The organism is Stenotrophomonas hibiscicola ATCC 19867, assembly GCF_000382065.1.
Lineage (GTDB): Bacteria > Pseudomonadota > Gammaproteobacteria > Xanthomonadales > Xanthomonadaceae > Stenotrophomonas > Stenotrophomonas hibiscicola.
On the sequence record NZ_KB907498.1, the window covers coordinates 553,173 to 570,360 of the forward strand.

Below are 17,188 nucleotides of genomic sequence, written 5' to 3' on the forward strand. Positions count from 1 at the left end.
TAGTCATGGATCGCGACAGCGGCTTAGGATGGACCTCCAGGCCGAGCCGCTCTCGCGCCCCGCGGCCGCAGCGTAACGCCACACTTGATTCACCCTGCCTGCCAACTTGCCGGGGGCAGCGGATACCTAATACTCTGTCGAAAGCGTGAGCTTGGGTAGTGACTGACAGCCACTTCGACAGGGTTGCCGGCTGTGGAGTAGTAGAAGCGAACAACTTGAAGTGCGGGATCACCTGGCGCCACTTGAAGCAGATCGGCGGTCTCCTTGTCGAGAACCGTAGCCGTCATGTCCTGCCGAACTTCCGTCACGGCTATGCCGTACATCCGCTCCAGATTCTGATAGATCGGCCCACGTGCTATCCGCGAGGTGATCTGGGCCGCCGCATACTCCGGATGGAGGTAAACTCGCACAACGCCCGCCGGCAGTGAAGCAGCTGACCGCCTTCTTAGAAAACAAGCCTCAGACAACTGGATACCACGCCGGCACTCCAGAACGTCCGAGAGGCGCTCATTGACGGTGATCAAGCCCAAAGATACGTGGTGAAGCTCTGTCCTTCGGAGAAGCTCGCGAAGGCCATCTACAGAAATGATCGGGGGAAATGCCTCCACCTCCTGTGGCGCCGGAAGCACCATCGAGCCAACCCCTGGGCGAGACGCGATCAAGCCTTGGAACCTGAGCAATGCCAACGCCCGGCGCACGGTTTGGCGGCTCACGCCGTGAACTGACATGAGATTCTTCTCGGACGGCAAAGTACTCCCCACTGGATGAGCCCCGCGCTCAATGTCAATGGTGATTGACTGCGCGAGCGCATGATAGAGAGGCTTCGGTTGGCCTTTGTAGGGCTGGCGTCGATCGGACATTGTCACTTCGTTACTCTTTCCTTTCCATTGCGCGCTGGCCTTCTGAGGAGCGCCGCTCTGTGTTGTCCTGGGCCCAACTTTCACAGATGTCGCCCTTCAAACTTCTCACCTGCGGGCAATGCGCCGGCCTTGCATGGCTTTCCTAAGAGCCAGCCTTGACCAACGGCGTCGGGAACGAGCCGGCACATTGCAATCGCCTGCTGCTCGGTTTCAACGCCTTCGGCTACAAGCGGCAGCTTCAGCGCCTTAGCCATTGCGCAGATGGCTTCAACGGCATGGCTCGCCGGAGAATGAGTGCCTGCAGCTCTGGTGAGCCGGCGGTCCATCTTCAGCCCTGCGAGAGGAAGGTCAGCCAGATAGGCGAAGTTCGAGTAGCCAGTTCCAAAATCGTCCAGGTACACCCTGAAGCCCGCCTGCTCCAGCTCGCGCAGCGCCTCTATCAGCAGCTGCTGAGAGGCAGTGGATCGCTCTGTCAGCTCTAGGACTATGGCGGATGCCGAAACTCCATAAATCTTTGTCTGCGCAAGCAGAAACTGTCTTAGTCCGATGCTCAGAATGTCCTGGGCAGACAGGTTGATGCTTGCGTAGAAGCCGTCCCCACATCGTAGGCGCCATCCAATCTCATCTAGGCTTTTCGCGACCACCACCTTCGCCAGCTCAGTGCCGAGTTTCAGGTGTTCCGCCATGGGTACGAAGGTGTCGGGCGAAACATCGGATCCAGTCAGTGTCCGCCAACGAGCCAAGACCTCGACACCGATCATCTGACGGTCAGACAAGCGTCGCAGTGGTTGGTAGACCAAGTCGATGTCTCCGTGCCTAATTGCGCGAGTCAGCATTAGGTCCAGAGCTTCCCGCCGCCCTTGGAAGACCTTCAGTAGAGCCCCTGACCCTGCTCCTCCAGCCAGAGCCAGCGCAAGGATGGACGTAACTGTCCAAGAAGGTTCGTTCCATAGGCTGCCGGATGCGGCTTGGGCAACGACGCAGATATCGAACTCACTGCTGCAGGCGCGTGTGGCGACGTGCCCGGCAGATGGAGTCAACGCCCCGTTCGTGCCCAGCGACATTTCCTGCACTGCGCCAAAGGATTGAAACCGGTGTCTGCCGTCTCGCGTGACCACCAACGCTCCGCCCCCCTCCATGGGCACTGCCACTCGCTCAAACGCCGTTGGAGCCGTGGTCACAATGGCGTTTCCGTACGACGCGAGGTCCACTTTGATGCGCCCATCGCCAGGGGCGGCCACGCTCCGCCAGAGCGAATAGCCTCGAACGAGGCGATTCGGAGCGACAAGCTTTACAGGCGTAGGAAGGCGCCCCCATATTGCTGTACATATCAATCGCCCGTTGCTCAATCTCCCAACATCCTTAATGTAGCGGGAGTGAAACGCTATGAGACGCAGCTCGGCTAAGTCCTCATCTCCACAGGGCGCGGCATCTATCAACAGCGCCTTGTTCAACCCATCAACGCCGGCACGGGCAACATCTTGAGCGTGTTCCAAGAGAACGACCGTATAGTCGGCAAGTTCAACTTTAGCCCGCTGCGTGACTGCCAACTGGGCCGCCGCCAGAGTGCTCGCGACCACGGCTATCCCCAGAAGAAAAGGCGCTGAACGGAGAAGTGCCCATCGCAAAGATCGCCGCTTAGCGGATGACTTGCGCATTCCTGACTCCGGGGTTAGGACCCGCCGGACAGATTGCTATCCGGCGGGATCGGACTCAACTGGCGTGAACCAAACGGAGGCGGAACTCAGTATTTACCTTAAAGAATGCGACTGCCTGAGCAAGCCCATCGGCCTGGTCTTCGACGGCACCGGCTGCTGCTGAGGCCTCTTCCACCAATGCAGCATTCTGCTGTGTCACCTCGTCCATCTGCATCACCGCCTGGTTAACCTGTTCAATGCCCGCAGTCTGTTCTTGGGAGGCTGCGGATATCTCCGTGATCATGTCGCGTACGCGCTGGACGCTCTCAACGACCTGATGGATGGTGGCCCCCGTCTGCCGGACCTCGTTCGAGCTGTCGACCACATCCTGGACCGAGCGATCAATGAGTTGCTTGATCTCCTTCGCTGCCTCAGCGCTGCGCTGGGCCAGCGTCCGGACCTCGCTTGCAACTACTGCAAACCCCCGACCTTGGTCACCAGCCCTAGCAGCCTCCACGGCCGCGTTCAGCGCTAGTATGTTCGTTTGGAAGGCAATCCCATCGATCACGGCGGTGATGTCTGCGATACGCTGAGACGACCCCTCAACCTTTTCCATCCTTTCCATTGCCCGATCTACAGCGCGGCCACCCTGAAGGGCAAGTTCACCAGCATCCGAAGCGAGTTTGCTAGCCTGCATGGCATGATCCGCGTTCTGGCGCACCGTGGAAGTCAACTCCTCCATCGACGCAGCCGTCTCCTCCAGGTTCGCCGCCTGCTGCTCCGTGCGACGTGACAGGTCCGAGCTTCCCTTGCTCACTTCCGCGGCGGACACCCGAATGACTCCGGCTCCGTCCTGGATGCCTCGTACGATGCTGCCAAGCTGCTCCGAGGAGGAGTTCGCGGCATCACGCATTTTGGCGAAAACGCCACTGAACTGGCCGGCTACACGGTAGGTCAGATCGCCTTGAGCCACCGCCCCCAGCAGACTCGCGATACTCGAAAGGCTTCGGTCGCTGACGTCGAACATCTGGTTAAGGTTATCAATCATCTCTCGGAAGCTGTGACTAAAGCCATCTGAAGTTCCGCGTTGTGAAAAGTCCCCCAATGCCGCGGCTTGAACAAGACGACGAATCTCCTCGTTGATCGCCAACAAATTGCTTCGTGTGGTCTCCATAGCTTCTGTGATAGCGGTCTGATCTCCGGGCAGAGCCTCCATCCGTACGCTCATGTCCCCTATCGCGTAATGCTGAGCGATGTCGACGATCTGTTCGATCAGCATGTTGGAGCGCTCAACCATGGCGTTGGTGTCAATTGCGAGCTGGCCAAAGGCACCCGGATGACGGGAGCTATCAATACGATGGGACGTCCGCCCTTCGGCCTGAGCAGAGGCCATTTCCTCCTGATCAGCGATGAGAGCCTTGATGCGATCCTGCATCGCGCTCATGCTTCTCAACAGTGCTGCTGTCTCGTCTCGTCCCTCCACCTTGATTAAGTTCTCGATGCCCCCCCAATGCAATGGCATTGGCAGTTCTTGTGGCTTGCTCCAAAGGAACGGTCAAACTGCGCGTGATCGCAATTGCCAACGCGATGCTGAGCACGATCGCGAGAAGCCCGGCTGTGATAAGCATCGTGCGACCGCTGGCGCTCGCGGCTTGTGCCTCACGATAGCTTGCGTCCGCCAAGCGCTCCTGAAGCTCCGCGTTGGCAAAGATGGCAGCTTGCCACTCATTGAGGAGCACATCTCCTTCTGCGAGAAGCTTAGTAGCCTGAACTACGTCACCCTGCGAGGCCGCCTCGACAACTGAGTCATTGACCCGACGCGCTGCGAGTCGCTTTTCGGTGATGACGGCACGAATCCTCTTCCCTTCCTCGTCGGCAGGGGTTGCGTAGAGGGCATCACGAGCCTCGTCGTACACCTTCCGCTGCTCGGCGATCTTTCGCATCAAGGATGCCTGGACATCCTTGTCCTGCAGCATGATCAGTTCACGCAACGAGATACTGATCTGCATGTTCGCGCTTGCCATGGATTTGGAGAGTCGAATGCGCTCCATGCTCTCTTTGACTATCGAGTCCATGCTTCGCTCAGCACGGGACAGCGTCCAAAGACCGGACGCAACGATGGACATCGCAACCGCGATCAAGATAGCGAAGGCGGCACTCAAGCGGGTACCGACCCTGAACCGCATCAAGAAATTCTTCACATTCACACCTTTCATGGGGGAGGAGTTGGCTCCTGGCCGACAACGTCAGCGGGCCAGTGATCGGCCCCATCCGGCACAACCTTAGCCCTCCCACAGCGGAGTAGCACCCCACCTGGACTTTTCGCAATGACCACCATATAAGCGACATTGCGCGACGTTCACCACCTTTCTTGACAGGCGCTGCGTATCCAAAGAGTCGGTCCTGCCCGTTTACAGCTGCGCGCCATCGAAATCAGCAGGAACATGTATCTTTCGTTTGTCCATGACTTGTCCATAGTTGCCAGCGAAGGCAAGGACATGCCCCCCTCGAGGCAGGCGGCGCCTCCTGTCAGGGGAGAGGTCCACATTGCCCCTGACCATCTCCCATTGAATGGATATTCCCGGACGGAGGCAGGGATACACACGCATAACCAACTCGGCTTCAATGGTTGGCTTCGTCCTGCAGAGATCGGACGTCGGATGCACGGGATTACACAACGCATGCTGACCCGTAGGTTTCGCCATTTGGAGCGCGATGGGCTGGTAAGTGCGTCACTACTTAGATGAGCTGGCACCCCGAGTCGAATATGCACTTGCTGACCCGAGAGACGAAATCTTGGCTCAATTATTTCCTCTTTGGACTTGGATTGGAGAGAATCCTCAACAGCCTTCGATTCGTACGAGAGCCGTTCGCCAGCAAGCTGTCACGCGAAGAGGTTTGAACAGAGCGATCTCTCTGGGCTCAACTATTGACTGAGCGTGCTTGCTGGAGAGTTCATGGATGCCTGGCTCGACCAGAGCGCCTTTGAGTGCCGCTGGGGCAGTCTAGCCCCCTTGGGCTGATCGCTCAGATGGACAAGGTCGTAGGCTTCCTTGCTGTCGAAGTAGTAGCAGAACGAGCCCTTCGGCACTCCCAGCTACTTGACGGCCTCCTCGATGCCCGTGGCGGAGAATCTAGCTCCGTCTACAACTGGAGCTCGGTACGCACAAGCTCTCTCCTGGTGTCATCAAAGCCGCGGTCCGCCCCGGAGGGCGGCCGCGTTGGCGTGATACCTCGGTGTTGGAGGCAACATGAAGTGAACTTCAGGCCGACCGCCTATCAAAATCAACCGCCAAGCGGCATCGCTCGCTCATCGCAGGTGGGCTATCCGGCGCTGAGCGGCTCCTGAATCAGCGCAAGTAGCGGACCTCAGGGACACACATGACTCCCACCTAATCTGTGGAACCACTTGGCATTACTAAACAGACGCTGCGATCAGCACCTCAAGTAACTCGCCGCAGATCTAGCAAGGACTACCTCTCTACCGCCAGTTGCCCAGCGAGGACGACGACTAGCCCAGGCAAGCTATTTAACACCTCCCAGCTCAGCGGCGATCAGCGCTGACACGTCCGTGACCGGAATGCCTTCGCGCTCATTAAATGTCCCGGCCTTCGACCAAGACATGCCGCGGCCGATGGCGAATGCAGCCCGGTATTTGCGCATCATGTTCTTGGGATCGTTCTTCAGCTCTTCCAAGAGGAAAGGCACCGTCCAGACGGAACGCTTGAAGGATCGACCAAGACCAGCCTCCAATTTATCCGCAACTTCACCATAGGTGACGGTGTCGCCAGCCAAGAAGACAATCTCATTACGAATAGTTGGATCAAAGAACACGATCTCCGCAGTTAGGCGGCCAATATCATCGGGTGTTGTTAGCGTAACAGCATTATCAAGACTACCCAGCGCGTGGACCTCACTGTTCTCGAGATCAACCACGCCAAACTCGGGCTCAAACAAGTAGCTCATGAACATACCTGTCGAGATGATGACCCAATCGGTCCTGTCTTGCGACCGCAGCAACTCGCGAACGTCCAGCTGCGCATCGAAGATATCCTGCGGACCACCACGACCGATCGCCTCGAAGTCCACCCCGAACTGCCATGGGAAGTAGCGCGGAATGCCAGACTGGAGCGCGGCCTTGGCAAGCTTCATAGGCGTGTTGATGCCCGCAGCGTAGCCAGCACAGCCGATCACAGTATCGTAGCGGGAGAAGAGAGAAGCCAACTCATCGATCGAGTCATCCACCAAATCCCCCAGCACAATTTCGATACCCGCATTACGAATATCTGAAATATCCTTCTGCTTGGACGGATCGCCCGATTTGACGGCACTTTCGCGAAGCAGGACACTTATTTTTGCTCCATCAACTTCCTTCGCACGACGCGCCAGACTGCGCAGCACCGGCATACCGAGCTCACCCGCTCCCAATACAAGAATATTTCTCGACTTAACGTCATAATTCACATTATTCATCACTGCACTCACTTCAGCTTGTCTTTCCGGTATACTGCCAGCCCGTGAACTGGCGCGAAAGATGGGCACACGCGTGATACTGCCGTCAGACAATCTCCGTAGAGAAGACATCCTTCAGTACTCCCAGACGGTCTGCGATGGACTTCGAGATGATGACGATGGGCTTCGTCGAGAGGTCCTTGCCCATGCAGGCAGCCGTTGGTCGCTAGGTGTCATTCATACACTAGGCGTTTATGGTCAGCTTCGACATGCAGAGATCGGCCGTCGGATGCACGGAATCACGCAACGCATGCTGACCCGTACGCTTCGCCATTTGGAGCGCGATGGGCTGGTAGTGCGTCGCGAGTTCGATGAAGTGGTGCCCCATGTCGAATATGCACTCTCCGACTCTGGATATGAGCTCCTGGTTCGAATGGTCCCTCTTTGGACTTGGATTGTAGAGAACGTCAGCAGCTTTCGATCCGCACGAGAAAGGTTCGATAGAAAGCTGCCACGCGACGAGGCCTGAACAGAACGACCTAACTAAGCTCAGTTATCGCTTCAGCACGATTGCTGGAGAGCTCTTGATTATCTGTCACGAGCGCGGCGCCTTCTTTTGTGCCGCTGCGGCATTCCTGCCCCGGGCTATTCGCTCAGCTGGGCTGGCATGGAGATTGTTGATTAATATCGACCAGGCTCCGCACTTGGGTGTCAGATTCGCCCGATAAAGCCAGCTGCTCGCACTCCACGCTGATGCGACGGCAATGCCGGCACTTGCGCTCAATCCAACGTTGAAAGATCACTGCCTGCGCATCAAGGAGCAGGTCGCTGCCCCAAGTAGTTGCGAGTAAGCACTATCGGCTCGGTCAAGCCCGCATATCGCGCTTCCACGATCGGCGCCATTAAGACCGAAAGACAATGTCTCTCATGGCCGCCCATCCTCTGCAAAGAAGCTTGTTTGGCTTCATTCCGGAGCATAGGCTGCGGGCGTCCAGCGCTTGAAAGAAGGCCCCAAGCTACCGCTGCTCTTTGTGGAGACAGGGAATCTGCAGCAAGTGGGACTTCCGACTGCCGAACTTGCAACAGCGCCCGGTCAGGAGCACAGTTCGTGCATCAAAGGGGGATGGGCAATGGAACGCTCGCAATTCACTATTGATCGCACACTGTATTCGGACGAGGTGACCGCTCGCGCGGCGCATCGCTATACCGACAAGTTTGGGGTGGAGATACGCGGGCAAGGCGCCAACCTCACCGTTTTCTTGTGGTCTCTGGACGGCTCTAATTTGCCAGAGGACCTCTGGGCCCGGTTTTCCCGAGACTTGCTGGACGAGCGCCTGCGAGCGGCCGTGCGAGCGGAGACGAGCGGACTTCAGCAGGAGCTGCTTCGTGCAGCACTGAACCAGGCACAGCCGGCGGTGCCCCATGTCGAGGTTTAGGCTCGCTGAGGCTTTCGCCGGCCCATCGGCCTACGAACTGTTGCCTCTACGGTTCAGACGCCTTCCCTGGGACGAACACCGTGCTTTTGTCTCGTCCATGGCAGGCGACTGGCTCCTGATGAAGATGGAGGACGTTCAGTGCCTGGTGACCCACCAGTTGCCGACCAACTCAGCCCTCTTTGCAGATTTGGAAGCCCGGCACCTGGCCGTCGCCGGGATCGACCGAAGCAGCTTGGCGCCCCTGCTCAGTCAAATTCGCAGCCGAAAGTCCTACCTGATGGGTGGACCCGCTCTCCACATCTTCGTGGTGTCGCTGCGCTGCCACCACACATGCAATTACTGCCAGGTGTCCCGGCAGGAGACGAGCGCCACTGCGTTCGACATGGAAGGTACGCACGCCGAACAGGCGGTGGAACGGTTGTTCGAATGGCCGAGCCAAGAACTGACGATCGAATTCCAAGGAGGTGAGCCCCTGCTCAATTTTGAGCAAGTGAAGGCCATCACCCGGCGGATCGTCGAGCGAAATCAGAGCGCCCGACGCACCCTGCGCTTCGTGCTGGCATCCACCCTGCATGACCTCACCGACGACCAGCTGGCGTTTCTGACCGAACATCGCTTCAAGCTCTCCACCTCGCTGGACGGTCCCGAATGGCTCCACAACGCCAACCGCCCCCGGCCCGGCCGCGACAGCTATCGGCGGACTGTGGAGGGGATTGAACGCGCACGCCGTTGGCTCGGAGACGATGGCGTCTCGGCGCTGACGACGCTGACCCGCCAGAGCCTCGAGGTTCCTGAGGCCATCATCGACGAATACCGGAAGCTGGGTTTCCACAGCATCTCCTTGCGTCCATTAAGCCCCTACGGGTTCGCCACCAAGACGGCCCGCCGCACCGGCTACCCCACGGAAGACTTCCTGGCCTTCTACCGACGCGCATTCGACCACTTGCTGTCGGTGAACCTGGCCGGCTACGCCATGGAAGAGTCCTACGCGTCTCTCCTCCTCTCCCAGCTCTTCACGTCCTTCGGGCACGGCTACGTCGATCTCCGATCGCCCTCCGGAGCCGGGTTGGGCGCCGTCATCTACGACCACGACGGGCGGGTCTATCCGTCGGACGAGGCACGCATGCTGGCCGCAATGGGGGACGATGCCTTTGCCTTGGGCCACGTCAGCCAACCGGTCAGCCAATGGCTGTCCTCGCCCGCCATGGCCCGCTTGCTGGACGCCGGGGTCGCCGAGGCCCTACCCACGTGCTCCGACTGCGCGTTTGTGCCGATGTGCGGCGCCGATCCGATCGAGCACTACGCCCGCCAGGGGGATCCCATCGGCCATCGGCCCAGCAGCGACTTCTGCCAACGGAACATGGGGCTCTTTGATTTTCTGCTGGAACGATACGAGAAGGCTGACCGGAACATCCAAGCGTTGATGCGCTCTTGGGCCAATCCGAAGCCATCGGTAGAGGACGCCGTCCATGCTGCCGCTTGAAACCAGAGCCGAGCTGGCGCCGTCGGCGAAGGCCAGCCTGCTCAAGGTCGTGTCGCTGGCAGAGTTTGCCCAATCAGCACTTCCCTTCGAGCGCTTGGCTCTGGACCTGCGGGACGTCCCAGCGGACCACGCCAGCAATGAGCTGCTAAACCTGCCTTGGGGTGCAGTCTTGCCCTCGAGCGGGTTGCGCTCACCCGGTAAGGCCCCTCTCGTTCACTTGGAAGGTCCGCCGGGTGTTTGCAAGCCTGGGGACGTGGTGGAGCTCAATCCCCTGCAGAAGAAGGTGGCGATCCGATATCGGCGCGGTGACACCGGCAATGTGTTGTTCGCCACCGAGCGCTGCAACAGCTACTGCCTGATGTGCTCTCAGCCGCCCCGAGACGTTCAAGACGATTGGCGGGTGAGGCACCTCCTGGACCTGATCGACCTCATCGATCCGGAGGAACCTTCGCTGGCGATCAGCGGCGGGGAACCGACCCTGCTAGGTGACGGGTTGGTCGACGTGGTGGCCAAATGCGCGCACGTGCTGCCCAACACCCACCTGCACATCCTGTCCAACGGCCGAATGCGTGAGCCCGGCCTGCACGCGAAATTTGCGGGCCTCCATCCTAACCTGAGCTGGGGCATTCCGCTCTACGGAGACCGCTATGCCTTGCACGACTACGTCGTGCAAAGCGAGGGGGCGTTCGCTCAGACCCTTCGTGGGCTTTACGCATTGGAAGCTGCCCAGCAGCGGGTGGAGATACGGGTCGTGTTGGTTAAACCTACGGTCGAGCGGCTGATACAGCTGGCCCGCTACATCTGGCGCAACCTGCCCTTCGTCGAACACGTCGCACTGATGGGCATCGAGCCCATCGGCTTTGCCAAAGCCCATCAGCGTGAGCTTTGGGCCGATCCAGCGGACTACGGTGACGTCCTGTCCGAAGCGGTAGGGCTGCTGGCCGAGGGCGGAATCCCGGTCTCGCTCTACAACCTGCCCTTGTGCGCGTTGGACCGATCGCTTTGGCCCTACGCCGTGCAGAGCATTTCGCCTTGGAAGAACGACTACCTACCCGCCTGCGAAACCTGCTCGGTTCGACAGCGGTGCGGCGGCTTCTTCTCGTGGGTCACACCGGCTTGGACCAGCCGGTCCATCTCTCCTGTCCTGGAAACCTGATCATGTCCAACGCACTGATGATCGTCGGCGCCGCCACCTTGGGAACCCTGGGCACGGAGCCGCCCAAGGGCCAGTCCGAACTTTCCAGGCTCTCCGAGTTGGACGGGAAATACGCGACCGTCCTGAGCACCTCGTTGAATGCAGGCCGGCACAACCTGTATGCAGGGCACCGCAGCCACAGCTCCCATCGATCACACAGTTCCCATCGCTCCCATTCGTCCGGGTCGGGAAGCTCGTATCGCTCCTACACCCCGCCACCGGCGACCTATACCCCACCGCCCACCCGCTACACCACGCCAGCGAAACCGGCGGCGCCCGCAACTTCCCGAACCACCGGGAGTGGCGCCAGCCATTTGAACAGCTACCCGACCCAGAATCTGGATCCAGCCACCCGAGCAAACTCGAGGTCTACGAACAACCTGACCTTGGAACCTGGCACTTACGAAAAGCCAGTCACGGAGGGACGGGACGCCGATGCGCTCAAGCTGCTCATCATGCGCGTCCAGGCAGCGCTCTATTCCAAGGGCTACGATCCGGGCGCCATCGACGGGGTGCTTACCCCTGAAACCCAATCGGCGCTGCGCATGTTCCAATTGGCCCACGGCATTCGAGCGACAGGAACGATGACAACTCCGACGCTCGACGCACTCGGGGTGCGGCTCTAATCAGCTCGCCGGCACCATGCCGTGGCTTCCGCCTAATGCCAGGAGCTGACCACACACCAGCGTTCGTGAAGCCCCCCCTTCCCCGGGGAGCCTTGCCTGACACCCCGTGAGGTCGAGACCAGGATTTGATTGCGCATTACCCAGGCCATGGCGTAAAGGCACACGGCGCAGCGCTTCGCTTGGGGGCACGCTCTCAAAGCATCCGCGTGCATCGATCCGGTGGGCAGGCTCTAGAGCCTTCCTCCGGGGCGCAGAGCTTCGGCCGGAGTGAAACTCTTAACGGTTCATGGTGTAAGGTTGACCCAACTGGCTCCTCTCTGGCGCGAAATCCTTCGCCCCTGTGTCTAGCCCCTCTCAGGTATGACACATGACACCCTCGACCGCTTTCCGGATCCTTCGGATTCGCCCTTTGCTGCGCCTGAATGGAACGATCGAGCGAGTGGAATCCCTACAGGCCAAGTGTGGCTCGTGTGGGGACGAATCGCGTATGTCGCATGGCCAAGGCCTTACCGATGCTGTGGGGGGGGTGGAGCTCACCTGTCCCGCATGCGCGGTGACGGGGATTTTGACCGTAGACCAAGCGTGGGTTCTCTGGGGAGAGCAGATGAGAAAGGACAGGATCCTGGCGCTAGCGGGGCTGGTGCCCGAAGATCTAGATCGCACCTAGATCTTGCATCACCGCCTGCCCATCGCGCAGCAACGTCGCCAGAAGCCGACCACCAGCCACCTGCCGCCCTACCCGCGCGTTAAGCCAAGTGGCCTGGATTTTGCCGGCTGCGAGGACATCGGCTGGGGCAAAGCTCTCAGGCCTGCCGGCCAAGGGTTCTCCCGGCGAGGCCAAGCCGCCATCAAGGCACTGAACAATGGTAGGTCTGGTGCTGTCGTTCTTGGCGTACGCAGTTGCCATCATCCGACCATTCCTGGGCGACCAGCCCCCAAGAACCAGCTCAGTCCCGAGATGGTCAATCGGTAGGCGCGCTTCGGCAGCTGCCCTTACGTAGTTCGGCCACAGTTGGTCCAGCACCAAGCCCAGCTCCGCAGAAAGCTGTTCCATCGTGAAATCTGCGCGGAAGCTCGCCTGAAGCGCCAGCTCGTAGACACGAAGAAAAAACTGCGTAGACCCGCGTGCGGCCATCACGAGATTGTGCTGCGGAATCAGGAGCATTTTGGCGCCCGAGGAGTGGGCGCCGGTCCGGGCATCCTCTGCCAGGGTGTCAACAGCAACGAGGAGCTGGCTAGGGCTCAGCAAGACGTTGAGAATGCTCATTGTGTCTGCCTAATGACCTAGATGGACTATCTCTCGTATTCATCCTCAAGTCGAGTCCGCTATGACGTACACCCTGGAGCAACTTGCTGAACGCCTGCACGCATGTGAGGTCGACTTAGAAGCGCATCCGGGATACCTCAAAGCGATGGAGTACGCTCTCGGCGCGACCATCGCCACCCACAGTGATCCGCCATCATTGCGCCGGATCTGGGACCTGATGTTGGTGGAAGCGGCGGACACTCATGCCGGCCTCGATGGCCCGATCTTCACCGCTGCCTTTCAGCAGTCTCTTCGGATGCTCACCGAACAGATATCCCTGATGGACCCAGGCCCTACCAGCCAGCGCCCAATAGATCAGTAAGGATCTGCTCCAGCTTGGTGGCCGCCTCCCGCTGAGAGCTGACCTTGATCGAAAGGCCGCTTTGAGCGGGACCAGGACGAGTCTCAAACCGAGTGATGGTTCCACCCCCGTTTCCATCCACCTCCACTCTGGCGGTTATGATTCTGCCATTGGCGCTGAACGTCCAATCCTGGAAGGCGTGCATTTCTATGCTCGAAGCTGGGTTGTGCAGAATAACCTGCACCAACCGGCTCTAGGGCCACCCGGCTCGACAAGCCGCCCCCTGTTATGCGCCCAATCGCGGCGTTGTCGTCCTTGCTCGCGTCTCAAGATCCCGCACCGCACCCTCGTTATCGCGGGGATCTTCGCCGCAGGTGCCATCAAGCGCTCCCGCATTGAAAGCAAACCCTCATCCTGAAACGAACCCCAGTTGCGCCCTCCTACGTGCCCACGGCGCGCACTAGGCCTCGGCTGGCTCTCGGTGTCGGGCAACGAGCTCGGCGAGCTGCTCCATGCCCGTCACGGGCTCAAACCTGCCCTTCAAACGCTGTGAGAAGTTGGTCCAGTCCGCTCGAACCAAGGTCTTCAAACAGGGAGTGGACACCCGCATGAACAGCAGAGGCTGATCGGAGAAGCGAAGCTTTTGGACAGCACCTCTAGCGAGCTGCACAAGCTCTGAGTGGATGTCCAGCGACTCCACATAGACCATCGTCGCACCTACCGCGCTGGCGGTCCCCTCAAGGTAGGTGAAAAAGCGGCTTCCATCGAAGCACACAACTGCGCGCGAACCACATGCCTCATTGAACTCAGCGCCGGCTGCCATCAGCTCGGCAATCCGCACTTCAGTCAGCTCCTCTACTGCTGAGCTTACAAAGACAACCGAGCAATTGAGCATGCCTAACAACCTCGAGTTAAGGCGTCAGCCTACGCCGCGCTTTGTGCTCTGGGTGTGCAGGAAGCAAAGGCGAAAGCGAGAGGTCACTCAGTCGCGGGACCTTCACGCTCGCGCAACTATTCTCGCCGACGCCGCTCAATGCTGAGCGGTCAAGAACGGCATCGGACTCTTCTTGCGCAACTCGCAGGAAGCGATCAGCCCAGAGTCATCGCCACTGCATGATCAAGAGCAATCCCCTCCACGCTCCGCCCTTCGAACTAAACTCACCTCAATTCGTCTGGAAAACCAGGTTCAAGGACAAATGTGTCTATACCGGATGCGGAGTGGGTCTTCCCGGGCGAAGTGACAGCGATCACCGTGCCGAAGTCCACGCAACCAGGCAGGCGCTCGCAGCCCAGCTTGCGCATGTTCGGCTCTCGCAGTGCCACGAGGTGTTCGTCAGGAACACGACTGCCGCATTGATCACCGTCCACCATTTCCTGTCCCAGGCGGCGGAGAAGGATGCTGTCTTCTTCCTCTGCGCAACTGCTGAGGTTGCCGGGGAGATCATTGCGACACTCAACGTGGATGACAGACCGGCTTGAAGAAGGAAACTAGCAGTGGGAGATGAATCAGTTTACGGGATAGTGAGAGCTCGATAGCAGTTAAGCCTCAGATCGCAAATGGCTTGACACATTTTCAGATCCGCTACTCCGTATACCTTGCCAAGCTTCAGACGCATGGTTAGATGCTTCCATCTTCAACGGAGGCAGCAACGATGGGCAACGTTCGCGGTAACAAGAAAGAACCACGCTTAGCTAGCGATTGGCGGCAGGCCACCGAGGCCATACCAATCTTGATCGTCGAACGGAACGAAGCTTCCGTCATGGGCACCGATGCATTGATCGCGGCGGCCCAATCGGGGCTCAGGGACGCCTGCGAGAACTGCCGGACGGCTTTGATCGAGCATCGAAGGGAGTAGGTGGCCATCGCCGCCGGCATCTTTCGCGAACCGCTGAAAAGGGGCATTTGCCCCCTTTGATGGTTGTCAGAAGCTGCCGGCACGCCTTACAGACTGGTGGCCCGCCACACGCGCCCGATCAGCCCGCCCATGAGTGGCGCAATCGGGAAGACGGTGTAGAGGGCAGCCAACGCCAGCGGCGGGACAGACACGAAGAAGTTGCGTTCCGACTCGATCAGGCCAGGGTAGAAGATCCCTACACCGATGCTCGCCAGCTGGACGACCACCACGACCAGCGTGCCCATCAGTGCCCCCTTCCAAAAGCCCCCGCGCCTCGGTTCCAAGAAGGGATTGACCGCCCTGGCTGCCCGAACGCGCGCCGCCCGCCAGTTCAGCACGTAAAGCAGCAGGAGGAGCGCCAACACGCCGACTCCAGCCGAGAACGCCGCCACAGCCTGCCAGGCAAGCCCAAGCTCTCCAGAAATTTCTGCACCGCCTACGAAGGCGAGCAGGCCAGCGCCTCCAAGAAGGACCGTTGCGGGTGCGAGCAGGGCCCACTGCATATTGGACGCGGTCGAGTGAGAGCGAACGTGGACATTCATGGAACCTCCAAATGAGCGAAACCGAGGGCGGGTTACAGGGGCCGATCAGGGCTTCTTCTGCGCATCAACAAGCAGCCACTGCCCTGCCCGCTTTTCAAACACCAGATCCGCTCGCGCCGGCACGGGTGCAGGACTCTCCTTGAGCTGGCGACCGCCCTGGAAACCGATCACATCGAGGGTGCCGCCCGTGACGCACGTCGTTCGTTCGGGCCCGCTCGGATGGCAGTCGGCGTTCAAGTCCTCCCAGCCACGCACTTCCACGCGCTGCCCTAGCTCGGCCACCAGGTTTTCGTTCAAATACTGCTCATAACCCTTCGCCACCTGCTCCATCGACGGCCCTTGGTCCGCCTTGCTGCATGCGGCCAAGCCGACAATGGCTACTGCAGCGGCCACCATTCCACGCTTCATGCACCTTCTCCTAGGTTCTTAGTGACGTCCACTTCGATCGTTTCGTTCCGATAGCCCAGGCTCACCTTCTCGACGGTCACGTCCATCTTGGGCTCCGTGCCGTCGATCCAAACCCGATTGACCGAGAAGACCACGCGGTCGTCTTGAAACGAGCGGCCTTGACGCGCGAGGTTAGCCGCTTCGGCCGGGTCCATCCGGATCAGCAACCGGTAGCGCCCCGCGTTCGGCGGGCTGGACACGCCCGTGGGCGTCTTGCGAATCCAGGGGACGAAGTTCTTTCCCGTGACACTCAACCCAGCAAGCGAGATCTGCGGCATAGGCACGAACACTTCCATGACTTCTCGATCCGCGTTGTAGCTGACCCCACCCAGCGCTTTGAAGTTCGGGCGAACGGCATACCGCCGAATCCCTTTGAACCGCTCCAGGCGGGCGTCGAAGCCAGGCCCGAAGCGCTTCTCGATCGCCGCCGCAGGCGGCTCTGCCTCTTTGCTGCCCGTCGTCCTCTTTGCGGCCACCCAAGCCTGCCGCAAGCACCACTGCCGCTTTTCCGATGGCAACTGATAGGACGAATGGGCCATGGCCAACAGGCCCATGTCGCACATGTCGATCCCTTGTGCCCCCGTGGAAGACAGCCCTTCGCGCAGGTGCTGAGCACCCTCAAGGGTGTCCTCGTCCAGGTCCCAGTACATCCCGGCAGGTTCGGCGTACAGGGGGTGGGACACCTTGGCCTGTGACCCGGACTTTCCTGATAGGGCCCCTCCAATCTGACGAAGCAGGCCCGATGCGGTCGTGGATTGGGCGCTGGCGCCCGTCGATACGGCCAGCGCGAGCGCGCCAGCCAGAACTGCCCCGTTCTTCATACAGCCCCTCGTTCCTTTGGATGGACTTGCCACAGACTTACGTGGCACGTAGAGTCTACCCGGGACGTAGGCCTTGCGTCATGATCGGTGCATGCTTGCACTGCATCCGTTCAGCCTGTGACTACGCCGACAACTCCGCGAGCGATCGTGGCGGCGCGACTGCGCCAAGCCAGGATCCTTCGAGGCT

18 protein-coding genes are annotated in these 17,188 nt (G+C 59.8%); 8 read left to right on the plus strand and 10 right to left on the minus strand.

Translation table 11 applies throughout. The features are described from left to right. Positions 1–89: 89 nt before the first annotated feature. The 4 genes from G370_RS0102725 to G370_RS1000000122075 all read right to left on the minus strand — a co-directional run bounded on the left by G370_RS0102725 (position 90) and on the right by G370_RS1000000122075 (position 4,713). On the minus strand, positions 90–860 hold the full coding sequence (locus G370_RS0102725) for a GntR family transcriptional regulator (protein ID WP_019659231.1): 771 nt from the start codon (positions 858–860) through the stop codon (positions 90–92). A gap of 80 nt (positions 861–940) precedes the next feature. Next, positions 941–2,518 (minus strand): EAL domain-containing protein, encoded by a 1,578-nt coding sequence (locus G370_RS1000000121970; RefSeq protein WP_032955122.1) that lies wholly within the window; start codon positions 2,516–2,518, stop codon positions 941–943. A 55-nt stretch (positions 2,519–2,573) separates the two neighbouring features. After that, positions 2,574–3,941: a methyl-accepting chemotaxis protein gene (locus tag G370_RS1000000122070; RefSeq protein WP_080112491.1), complete on the minus strand. Its 1,368-nt coding sequence runs from the start codon at positions 3,939–3,941 to the stop codon at positions 2,574–2,576. Continuing rightward, positions 3,901–4,713, minus strand: coding sequence for an MCP four helix bundle domain-containing protein (locus G370_RS1000000122075; RefSeq protein ID WP_050563243.1), 813 nt, complete (start codon positions 4,711–4,713; stop codon positions 3,901–3,903). Before G370_RS1000000122075 ends, G370_RS1000000122070 begins: the two co-directional genes overlap by 41 nt. A 282-nt stretch (positions 4,714–4,995) precedes the next feature. On the opposite strand from G370_RS1000000122075, the gene G370_RS1000000122040 reads away from it, so the two are divergent. Then, positions 4,996–5,244, plus strand: a complete 249-nt coding sequence (locus tag G370_RS1000000122040; protein ID WP_367141463.1) for a winged helix-turn-helix transcriptional regulator — start codon at positions 4,996–4,998, stop codon at positions 5,242–5,244. A gap of 778 nt (positions 5,245–6,022) precedes the next feature. Here G370_RS1000000122040 and G370_RS0102740 read toward each other — a convergent pair. Then, complete coding sequence (locus G370_RS0102740) at positions 6,023–6,970, minus strand: aromatic alcohol reductase (RefSeq protein ID WP_026346940.1); 948 nt, start codon at positions 6,968–6,970, stop codon at positions 6,023–6,025. Between the two features lie 61 nt (positions 6,971–7,031). On the opposite strand from G370_RS0102740, the gene G370_RS1000000121165 reads away from it, so the two are divergent. From G370_RS1000000121165 to hxsA, 5 genes are all read left to right on the plus strand, one after another. Continuing rightward, on the plus strand, positions 7,032–7,478 hold the full coding sequence (locus tag G370_RS1000000121165) for a winged helix-turn-helix transcriptional regulator (RefSeq protein ID WP_080112492.1): 447 nt from the start codon (positions 7,032–7,034) through the stop codon (positions 7,476–7,478). A gap of 601 nt (positions 7,479–8,079) precedes the next feature. Beyond that, complete coding sequence (locus G370_RS0102755) at positions 8,080–8,385, plus strand: hypothetical protein (protein ID WP_019659236.1); 306 nt, start codon at positions 8,080–8,082, stop codon at positions 8,383–8,385. Further along, entirely contained in the window at positions 8,372–9,868 is a 1,497-nt protein-coding gene (gene hxsB, locus G370_RS0102760) for a His-Xaa-Ser system radical SAM maturase HxsB (RefSeq protein ID WP_019659237.1), read from the plus strand. Before G370_RS0102755 ends, hxsB begins: the two co-directional genes overlap by 14 nt. Beyond that, complete coding sequence (hxsC, locus tag G370_RS0102765; RefSeq protein WP_019659238.1) at positions 9,855–11,024, plus strand: His-Xaa-Ser system radical SAM maturase HxsC; 1,170 nt, start codon at positions 9,855–9,857, stop codon at positions 11,022–11,024. The genes hxsB and hxsC overlap by 14 nt, the downstream gene beginning before the upstream one ends. A 2-nt stretch (positions 11,025–11,026) precedes the next feature. Continuing rightward, positions 11,027–11,689 carry a His-Xaa-Ser repeat protein HxsA gene (gene hxsA / locus G370_RS1000000121170; protein WP_019659239.1) on the plus strand — a complete coding sequence of 221 codons (663 nt, stop codon included), beginning with the start codon at positions 11,027–11,029 and terminating at the stop codon, positions 11,687–11,689. A 652-nt stretch (positions 11,690–12,341) separates the two neighbouring features. Here the strand turns inward: hxsA and G370_RS0102780 are convergent. After that, positions 12,342–12,956, minus strand: a complete 615-nt coding sequence (locus G370_RS0102780) for a hypothetical protein (protein ID WP_019659241.1) — start codon at positions 12,954–12,956, stop codon at positions 12,342–12,344. Positions 12,957–13,017: 61 nt separating this feature from the next. Between G370_RS0102780 and G370_RS0102785 the strand changes: the two genes are divergently transcribed. Continuing rightward, entirely contained in the window at positions 13,018–13,317 is a 300-nt protein-coding gene (locus G370_RS0102785; RefSeq protein ID WP_019659242.1) for a hypothetical protein, read from the plus strand. Positions 13,318–13,756: 439 nt separating this feature from the next. On the opposite strand, the gene G370_RS0102790 is transcribed toward G370_RS0102785, so the two are convergent. Then, positions 13,757–14,191: a BLUF domain-containing protein gene (locus G370_RS0102790; RefSeq protein WP_019659243.1), complete on the minus strand. Its 435-nt coding sequence runs from the start codon at positions 14,189–14,191 to the stop codon at positions 13,757–13,759. Positions 14,192–14,409: 218 nt separating this feature from the next. Here G370_RS0102790 and G370_RS01000000120680 point away from each other — a divergent pair, with 218 nt between their 5' ends. Next, on the plus strand, positions 14,410–14,775 hold the full coding sequence (locus tag G370_RS01000000120680) for a hypothetical protein (protein ID WP_019659244.1): 366 nt from the start codon (positions 14,410–14,412) through the stop codon (positions 14,773–14,775). A gap of 463 nt (positions 14,776–15,238) precedes the next feature. Here the strand turns inward: G370_RS01000000120680 and G370_RS0102805 are convergent, their stop codons facing one another. The 3 genes from G370_RS0102805 to G370_RS0102815 are packed head-to-tail and all read right to left on the minus strand — an operon-like array spanning position 15,239 to position 17,001. Continuing rightward, positions 15,239–15,733: an ABC transporter permease gene (locus G370_RS0102805; protein WP_231110266.1), complete on the minus strand. Its 495-nt coding sequence runs from the start codon at positions 15,731–15,733 to the stop codon at positions 15,239–15,241. Positions 15,734–15,778: 45 nt separating this feature from the next. Continuing rightward, the gene (locus G370_RS0102810; protein WP_026346942.1) at positions 15,779–16,141 is read right to left on the minus strand and encodes a hypothetical protein; all 363 of its coding nucleotides are present in this window, start codon (positions 16,139–16,141) and stop codon (positions 15,779–15,781) included. Continuing rightward, entirely contained in the window at positions 16,138–17,001 is an 864-nt protein-coding gene (locus G370_RS0102815; RefSeq protein WP_019659248.1) for a hypothetical protein, read from the minus strand. Before G370_RS0102815 ends, G370_RS0102810 begins: the two co-directional genes overlap by 4 nt. Between the last annotated feature and the right edge of the window lie 187 nt (positions 17,002–17,188).